General features: G+C 41.9%; 6 protein-coding genes. 2 read left to right on the top strand and 4 right to left on the bottom strand.

Annotated elements, in window-relative coordinates:
• Nucleotides 1–178: 178 nt before the first annotated feature.
• A complete protein-coding gene (locus RU93_RS10360; RefSeq protein WP_071875554.1) occupies nt 179–1,576 on the bottom strand; it encodes a glycoside hydrolase family 1 protein in 1,398 nt (465 codons plus the stop codon).
• 274 nt (nt 1,577–1,850) lie between these two features.
• On the opposite strand from RU93_RS10360, the gene celB reads away from it, so the two are divergent.
• Both celB and RU93_RS10350 read left to right on the top strand, forming a co-directional pair.
• Nucleotides 1,851–3,122, top strand: a complete 1,272-nt coding sequence (gene celB / locus RU93_RS10355; protein WP_071875553.1) for a PTS cellobiose transporter subunit IIC — start codon at nt 1,851–1,853, stop codon at nt 3,120–3,122.
• Nucleotides 3,123–3,172: 50 nt separating this feature from the next.
• Complete coding sequence (locus RU93_RS10350; RefSeq protein ID WP_211272589.1) at nt 3,173–3,883, top strand: GntR family transcriptional regulator; 711 nt, start codon at nt 3,173–3,175, stop codon at nt 3,881–3,883.
• Nucleotides 3,884–3,979: 96 nt separating this feature from the next.
• On the opposite strand, the gene murB is transcribed toward RU93_RS10350, so the two are convergent.
• The 3 genes from murB to RU93_RS10335 all read right to left on the bottom strand — a co-directional run bounded on the left by murB (nt 3,980) and on the right by RU93_RS10335 (nt 7,591).
• On the bottom strand, nt 3,980–4,843 hold the full coding sequence (murB, locus tag RU93_RS10345; protein ID WP_071875556.1) for a UDP-N-acetylmuramate dehydrogenase: 864 nt from the start codon (nt 4,841–4,843) through the stop codon (nt 3,980–3,982).
• A gap of 274 nt (nt 4,844–5,117) precedes the next feature.
• Nucleotides 5,118–6,359 carry an amidohydrolase gene (locus RU93_RS10340; protein ID WP_071875551.1) on the bottom strand — a complete coding sequence of 414 codons (1,242 nt, stop codon included), beginning with the start codon at nt 6,357–6,359 and terminating at the stop codon, nt 5,118–5,120.
• Nucleotides 6,356–7,591 carry an amidohydrolase gene (locus tag RU93_RS10335; RefSeq protein ID WP_245785411.1) on the bottom strand — a complete coding sequence of 412 codons (1,236 nt, stop codon included), beginning with the start codon at nt 7,589–7,591 and terminating at the stop codon, nt 6,356–6,358. The genes RU93_RS10340 and RU93_RS10335 overlap by 4 nt, the downstream gene beginning before the upstream one ends.
• Between the last annotated feature and the right edge of the window lie 29 nt (nt 7,592–7,620).

The raw sequence follows: 7,620 nt of genomic DNA, 5'->3' as shown, positions 1-7,620 counted from the left end.
GAGCAGTTGTCTCGCTTAATTTGACAAATAAATTTATTAAAAACTATTTATCACAGGACTAAAAAGAAAAATTGAGAACAAGAATGAATGATATTGTACAGTTATTCAACCAAAAAAACCGGCCTCTTCCCAGTGAATCATCACTGCTGGGAAGAGGCCGGTTTTTTACTGTTTCGCGTTAATCGGTAAAACCGTTTTGGTCAGAGACGGTTTTAAACCAGTGTCCACTTTTCTTAATCGTACGTTTCGCGTCTTGATTTAAATCGACTGCGATGAAACCATAACGATTTTTATAGGCATTGGTCCATGACCAGTTATCCATACACGTCCACATATGATAGCCACGTACACTGCTACCTTCTTGAATGGCTTGATGCACATATTTCAAATGATCTTTCACAAATCTAATGCGATAATCATCTTGGATTGCGCCATTTTCATCGGCAAAGCGTTCTTCACCTTCAACACCCATCCCGTTCTCAGAAATATAGCACGGAAGATTGCCATAATTTTCACGGACATTCGTTAAAATGTCATAGATGCCTTTTTCGTAAATTTCCCATCCGCGATAAACATTCATTTTGCGGTTTGGCATGTCATAATTGTCAAAAAAGTCATCTGGTAATGGACCATGGGAATGATCAACGGCGGATTCTTTGGCTTTGATGCGGCGTGGTTGATAGTAATTAATCCCTAGTAAATCAATCGTATTGTTTTGAATGATGGCTAAATCACCTTCTAAAATGGCTGGTACCATCTCAAGTTCTTGAACAATGGCAATCAGTTCAGCTGGAAATTCTCCTTTAATGGCTGGATCTAGGAATGAACGATTAAAGAATAAATCCGCAATGTTCGCCGCTTTGACGTCGGCTGGATTTTCAGGATCACGAGGATAACTTGGGGTTAAATTTAAAATAATCCCAATTTCACCCGCTAAATCCATCGCGTGATACGCTTGAATCGCCATCGCACTCGCTAGATTTTCGTGGTACGCCACTTGAATCGCTTCTTTTAAATTAATGTGATTTGGATAATGAAAATCGTATAAGTAGCCACCTTCAACGGGCACAATTGGTTCATTATGCGTAAACCATTTTGTGACGCGATCGCCGAATAATTCAAAACATGTTTTCGCATACGCTACGTACGCTTCAACGGTTTCGCGGTTTAACCAGCCACCTTTTGCTTGCATGGCCATTGGCATATCAAAGTGAAACAAGTTGATAAACGGTTCAATATCATTGGCGATTAATTCGTCAATGACCGCGTTATAAAATGCGACCGCTTCCGGATTAACTGCCCCCGTTCCTTCTGGAATTAGACGACTCCACTGAATACTTGTCCGAAATGACGTGTGTCCTGTTTGTTTCATTAATTGAATATCTTCTTGGTATTTGGTTAAAAATTGCGAGGTTTTCTCCGGTCCGACTTGATCAAAAAATCGTTCGGGTGCTTCTTTATACCAGTGATCCCAGATGCTGTCTCCTTTTCCGTCATTTGTCAGTACGCCTTCTGTTTGCGGGCCACTTGCAGCAGACCCCCACCAAAATCCTTTTGGAAATGTATAAGTTGTCATTGGCTAAACTCCTTCGTGAATAAGCATTTTTTATCTCTTTACACGTCTCATTATACATTGATAAAAAATAATGACAATCCTTTTTTGAATAAAAGACTAGTCTTTTTAAAATAAAGATGATACAATTTGTTAGAAATCGATTTCATTACTGTTTTTTTTGCAGGAAGAACTAATTAATCATTCTGCAAAGCCGTGTCGGATAGCCTTTTTTACGAATAGAAATGGCTGTTCACACTGTTTAGACTATTTTAATCAAAGGAGAGAACCAGCTATTATGAATTCTTTTATGGATAAGTTAGCAGAAAAGATTTTACCGTTTGCGAACAAATTAGGAAGTAATCGTTATTTAACCGTTTTACGTGACGCCTTTATGTTGTCGTTTCCTTTAACAATGTTTGGCTCAATTATTGTTGTAGTAAATAACCTACCATTTTTTAATGATCAAACGAAATCAACCTTGAACAATCTGTTTGGAAATGGACAAAATGCGACAATGAGTATTATGACGATTTTTGTCACTTTCGGGATTGGGTATTATTTAAGTAAATCGTATGATGAAGAAGGTATTTTTGGTGGCGCCGTGGCGTTTGCTTCTTTCTTAATGATTACGCCTTTTTTCATGACGATTGAGGGTGGCGAAGTGATTCAAGGTGTCTTATCGCTCGACCGTTTAGGCGCAAAAGGGATGTTTATCGGGATGATTTCCGCCTTTTTAGCTACCGAAATATTCGTTCGTGTGACAAAAAAAGGGTGGCAAATTAAAATGCCGATTGGGGTTCCGCCTGCTGTGGCAAAATCTTTCGCTGCCTTAATTCCAGCTATTATTACGTTATCCATCTTTTTAGCAGCCAATGCGATGATGACAGGTGTTTTCGAAGCGAACTTACACGATTTAGTGTATGAAGTGATTCAAAAACCATTAGTCGGTCTTGGTAGTGGCTTACCCGCAACGCTGATTGCCTTATTCCTCGTACAATTCTTATGGTTCTTTGGCTTGCATGGTCAAATTATTATCAATTCGGTCATGGATCCGATTTGGAATACGTTAATGCTAGAAAATTTAGAAGCCTACAAAGCGGGTGAAGCTTTACCCCATATCGTCACGAAACCATTTATGGAAGTGTTTACCGTTGGGCTAGGTGGTTCCGGTATGACATTAGCCGTTGTCATCTTAATGGCTTTCTTCGTGAATAGCCAACAATCAAAAGAAGTTGGTCGTTTAGCGTTAGCACCAGGAATCTTTAACGTGAATGAACCTGCTATTTTCGGTTTACCTATCGTCATGAATCCGACAATTTTCATCCCGTGGATCATCGCACCCCTTGTCGTGACAACTTTCAACTATTTTGTGATGGCGATTGGCCTCGTCCCTGCTCCAACAGGGGTTGCGGTACCATGGACCGTACCAATTGTGTTAAATGGAATTTTAGCTACGAACTCACTGCTTGGCGGCTTGTTACAAATCGTGGATTTCTTCATTGTCGGTATCATTTGGTATCCATTCTTAAAAATGTTAGACAAACAACAACAAACACCGATTGTTTAAGTATCGGACTTTCTATATAATAAGGTCATGATGAAAGGTGGCCAATGGAAGTGACAAAGTACGAGACAATCGCCAATGTATTGCGCGAAAGAATTCAAAATGGGATTTATCCGACAGACTCACTGTTACCAAACCAACTAGAGCTGGTAGATGAATTTAATGTCAGTCGAGCGACGATCAAAAAAGCCATTAACATTTTAGCAATGGAAGGGCTGATCTATAGTCAGCGCGGTTCTGGAACGCGGGTACTGAAAAGCAGTATTTGGGGAGCTGAAAACTATTCGGCGACTGAATATGACGGTCTAAGTAAACAAATGAAAAATCGGAATCTCACGAGTCAAGTGATTGTCTTTGAAGTGGAATTTCCAGATGAAACGATTAAGAAAAAATTACTTTTAGAAAGTCATCAACCTGTGTACAAAATTATTCGTCTGCGACTGTTAGATGGCAATCCCTATGTCTTAGAACATACTTACATGCCGACGGAACTCGTTCCCAATTTGACTCCCACTATCTTGGAACAGTCGATTTACGACTACATCCATCGAGAATTAGGCATTTATTTTGCGGGTGCCTATCGTAATTTGAAAGCTGATAAAGCCGATCACTATGACACGGATTATCTCAATTGCCAAGTCACCGATCCGATTTTAGAAGTGGAACAAGTGATTTATCTAAAAAATGGGCAACCCATCGAATACTCTCGCAGTCGCAATCGTTTCGATCAACGGAGCTATTCAATCTTAGATGTGATGGAATAATACGAATTTTAGTCATCAACACTAAAAGTTATACAGCCAAAAAGCGTTGCGACACTCTGATGAAACTCAGACTGTCGCAACGCTTTTTGTTTTGCTTTATTCTTCGCCGATAATGCGTACTTCTGGTTCTAACGTGACGGCGAATTTTTCTTTGATAACGGCTTGAATATGCGCGATTAATTGAATGTAGTCAGTGGCCGTTGCTTGATTGATGTTGACAATAAAGCCAGCATGTTTCATCGAAATTTGCGCGCCACCGAGTGTATAGCCTTGTAAACCGGCATCTTGGACGAGTTTGCCCGTAAAGTGACCTTCCGGACGTTTAAAGACGCTACCACATGACGGGTATTCTAACGGTTGTTTCGCTTCACGTAACTCGGTCAATTCGCGCATTTTCGCTTTGATTTCAAGTGGATTGCCTTTTTTCAAAGCAAAACGGCTACTCAACACAATGCCACCAAGTTCTTGAATCTGACTATGTCGATAACGAAACGCCATCGAATCTTGGTCCATTGTAATGATTTCACCACTTGGCAATAAGACTTCTGCTGAGACAAAAATATCTTTGATCTCGCCACCATAGGCTCCTGCATTCATAAAGACAGCACCGCCGACACTACCGGGAATGCCACAAGCAAACTCGAAGCCTGTTAAGGACGCGTCACGTGCGACTTGACTGACTTCAATCAGACGGGCGCCCGATTCAACAATTATCGTCTCACCTTCAAGCTTAATTTGTTTCATTTCCAGCAACATGATGACCACACCACGGATGCCACGATCACGAACAATGAGGTTACTCGCATTGCCTAACACAATCCAAGGAATATCTTCATTTCGACAATAATCGACTAACGCTTTTACTTGGGCGCTCGTGTTCGGAAAGGCTAGAATATCCGCTGGGCCCCCTGTTTCAGTGTAAGTATATTTTTTTAATGGTTCATCTTTATATAAAATCATTTCAGGAAAGGCATGGATTAAGGCTTCTTTAAAATTAACATTCACGATTTTTCTACTCCCTTTTTTTCATCTCTATCATTCTAGCATTTTTCCTACAGCCTGACCACAATCTTAGAGAAAATCACCTTTTTTTGTCCTGGCACTTTGAGAAAGTCTTAAGCTTTTGACAAGCCCTTGTCATCCTTATTTCGCAAAAAAAAAAAAAAGGAAAGCTTCAGAAGTCAACACACTCCTGAAGTTTTCCTGTTAACGCATAATCGATTCTCCGCCGATTTTATTTTGAAGGGACGTGAAGATTTGATGAGGCTTGGTACAATTTCCCTTGATGCATCAACTGACGATTTTGTGGGACACGAGCCACTACTTCGGCACTACAACTAGCCTCCACAAAGACAAAGCTCGCTTCATCGCCAACTACTGGCCAAACTTGTTGGCCGTTTGCATCGAGTGGCGTGATTCCTTGAGTGATCAGTCCTAAACTTTCTCGTAACGCCCGTTCGCTTGATTTTCCAGTATATTCACAAAACTGTTGAACTTTTTCTAAAATATCACCAGAAAAATTGGGATTCCATGAGTCATAAAAGCCATCACATCCGACCGATACGCGCACCCCTTGTTGCCGTAACGTATCAATTGGAATCAACTGGTTATGAATGGATATCGGAATGGTCGTCATGATTTCAACTTGCTGCGCGCGCAATTTTTGAGCAAAGTTCGTTTGCATCGCTGGACTTAAATGTGCTAAACCAAATGCATGACTAAAAGCTGTTCGTCCGGTATACCCACAAGCTTCAACCATCTCTAACCAGCGATCCATCGTGTAAAACCCAACTTCGCCACGATCATGGAGATGCATATCGACATCGACATCAAACTCCTGAGCAAGCGCCATGGTCAAGGCCAAGGATTCTTCCACCGCTTGATCAACTCCCGCAGGATCAAGCGCCCCTAAAATCGTCGCACCTGAGGCTAACGCTTGGCGTAATAAATCAGGCACTTCCGCGTGTTCTAGTAAACCATGTTGAGGAAAGGCGACAATCTCATACGTTAAATACGGTTCATATTTTTTCAGTGCTTTTTTGACGCCTTCTAAATTTCGCAACCCAATAAACGGATCAATATTGACGTGCGTCCGAATATGATTGACACCATAAGATAAGTGACGTTCGATCATAGCCGAAGCTCGTTGTTCGACACTTTCTGCTAGTACTTCTAACTCGGCTGCTTCTAACGCCAAACGCTCTGAAAGTTTGCTCACTGGGCGACATGCTTTCCATCCTAAAGACAAATACGTTTTATCCAAATGATTGTGACGCTCTTTAAAAGCCGGTAAAGCCAGTTTGCCTGCCATATCAATAGCGGAAACTTCTGGCAGCACCTCACTTACCGGAAGGATTTGGACAATCCCCTCTTCACTAACTTCTAAATGAAATAATGCCGTTAGTGTTTGAACGTGCCCGTCCTCAGATACTTGCTCGCCGACTTCTAATCGGACATTTGTTAACCATGTACTCATCGCAATGCCCCCTTTTGTACCATTTCAACTTGATGAACGATGGCTCCTTTGGAAATCACGGTCGAAATCGGACATTTTCTCGCAATGAAATGCGCCGAACTCACCGCATCGACAAGAATCGCATTCGCACGATCGCCAACTTTCGGCCACTGCATGCAGCCTTCTTCCGTTAACGGAGTCAGACCACCTGTCGCGTATTTCAACGATTGACCAAGATGCCATTCATCAATATAGCCAAAACGTTGGACAAAGTGATTCAGTTTTTGAATGGTATCCCCACTCCCAAAAGGAGACCAATGGTCAATCAAACTGTCATGCCCAAAAGCCACGTCCACCCCGTTGTCAAATAAATACTTGACTGGCAGCGTGATTGGTCCAGCACCCATCGCAACCGTTGTGGTAACACCGACTTTTAATTTGGCCATTCGTTTCACTAAAGACTCGAGTTCGGCAGGTGGTAAGTCTGCCAAAGCAAACGCATGACTCACGGTCACATTCTGCTCAAAAGGCTGACGTTCCATCTCATCTAATAAGCGATGAATCTCAAAAGCACCTAACGTATTGCGCTCATGTAAGTGCATATCCACCCCAATGTTATACTTACGTGCCAAATCAAACGTCAATTGAATGACCGCTTGACTTTGACGATCAATCACTGCCGGATCGACACCCCCAATATGGGTGACACCCATTTGCAATGCCTCTTCTAGTACCGCAAGAAATTCAGGTCCATTGCGCAGTAAGCCATGTTGCGGGAAAGCAACAATTTCATAGTCTAACTGATCGTCGTAATGCGCTAATACTCGTTTGGCAATGGCGACATGTTGTGAACCAATATGCGGATCGACATTCACATGGGTCCGAATAAAGGTGTGGCCATTTTTTAGATAATGTTGCACCATGTGATGTGCACGTTCTTCTGCCACGCTCAGTTGCTGAGGCAGCAAGGTCGCTTCTTCTTTAAAACGGGTAAAAATCCCATCCGTTGCGGGAACCGGTGCTTTCCACGGACCACCAAAATACGTTTTATCAAGATGCGTATGCATTTCTTTAAACGATGGAAAAAGTAGTTGCTCCTTGGCATCAATGATGACCGCATCATTCACCTCGATTGATTCGGCAATTCCAACAAATTCCCCCGCTTCCATCAAGACATCAAAAATACCCGTTTGGGTTGCCGTAACGAACGCTTCATCATAGACATAACCTGTTTCTAACCGTACATTTTTCAATAATAACCTCAAAAGCTTCACGCTCCTTT

This window comes from Enterococcus aquimarinus (genome assembly GCF_001885765.1).
Lineage (GTDB): Bacteria > Bacillota > Bacilli > Lactobacillales > Enterococcaceae > Enterococcus_I > Enterococcus_I aquimarinus.
This window is presented reverse-complemented; position numbering and strand designations above follow the sequence as displayed.

Coding starts and splice junctions, on each gene's coding strand:
- RU93_RS10360 (WP_071875554.1), bottom strand. CDS start 1,576: ATGACAACTTATACATTTCCAAAAGGATTTTGGTGGGGGTCTGCTGCA.
- celB (WP_071875553.1), top strand. CDS start 1,851: ATGAATTCTTTTATGGATAAGTTAGCAGAAAAGATTTTACCGTTTGCG.
- murB (WP_071875556.1), bottom strand. CDS start 4,843: ATGATTTTATATAAAGATGAACCATTAAAAAAATATACTTACACTGAA.
- RU93_RS10340 (WP_071875551.1), bottom strand. CDS start 6,359: ATGAGTACATGGTTAACAAATGTCCGATTAGAAGTCGGCGAGCAAGTA.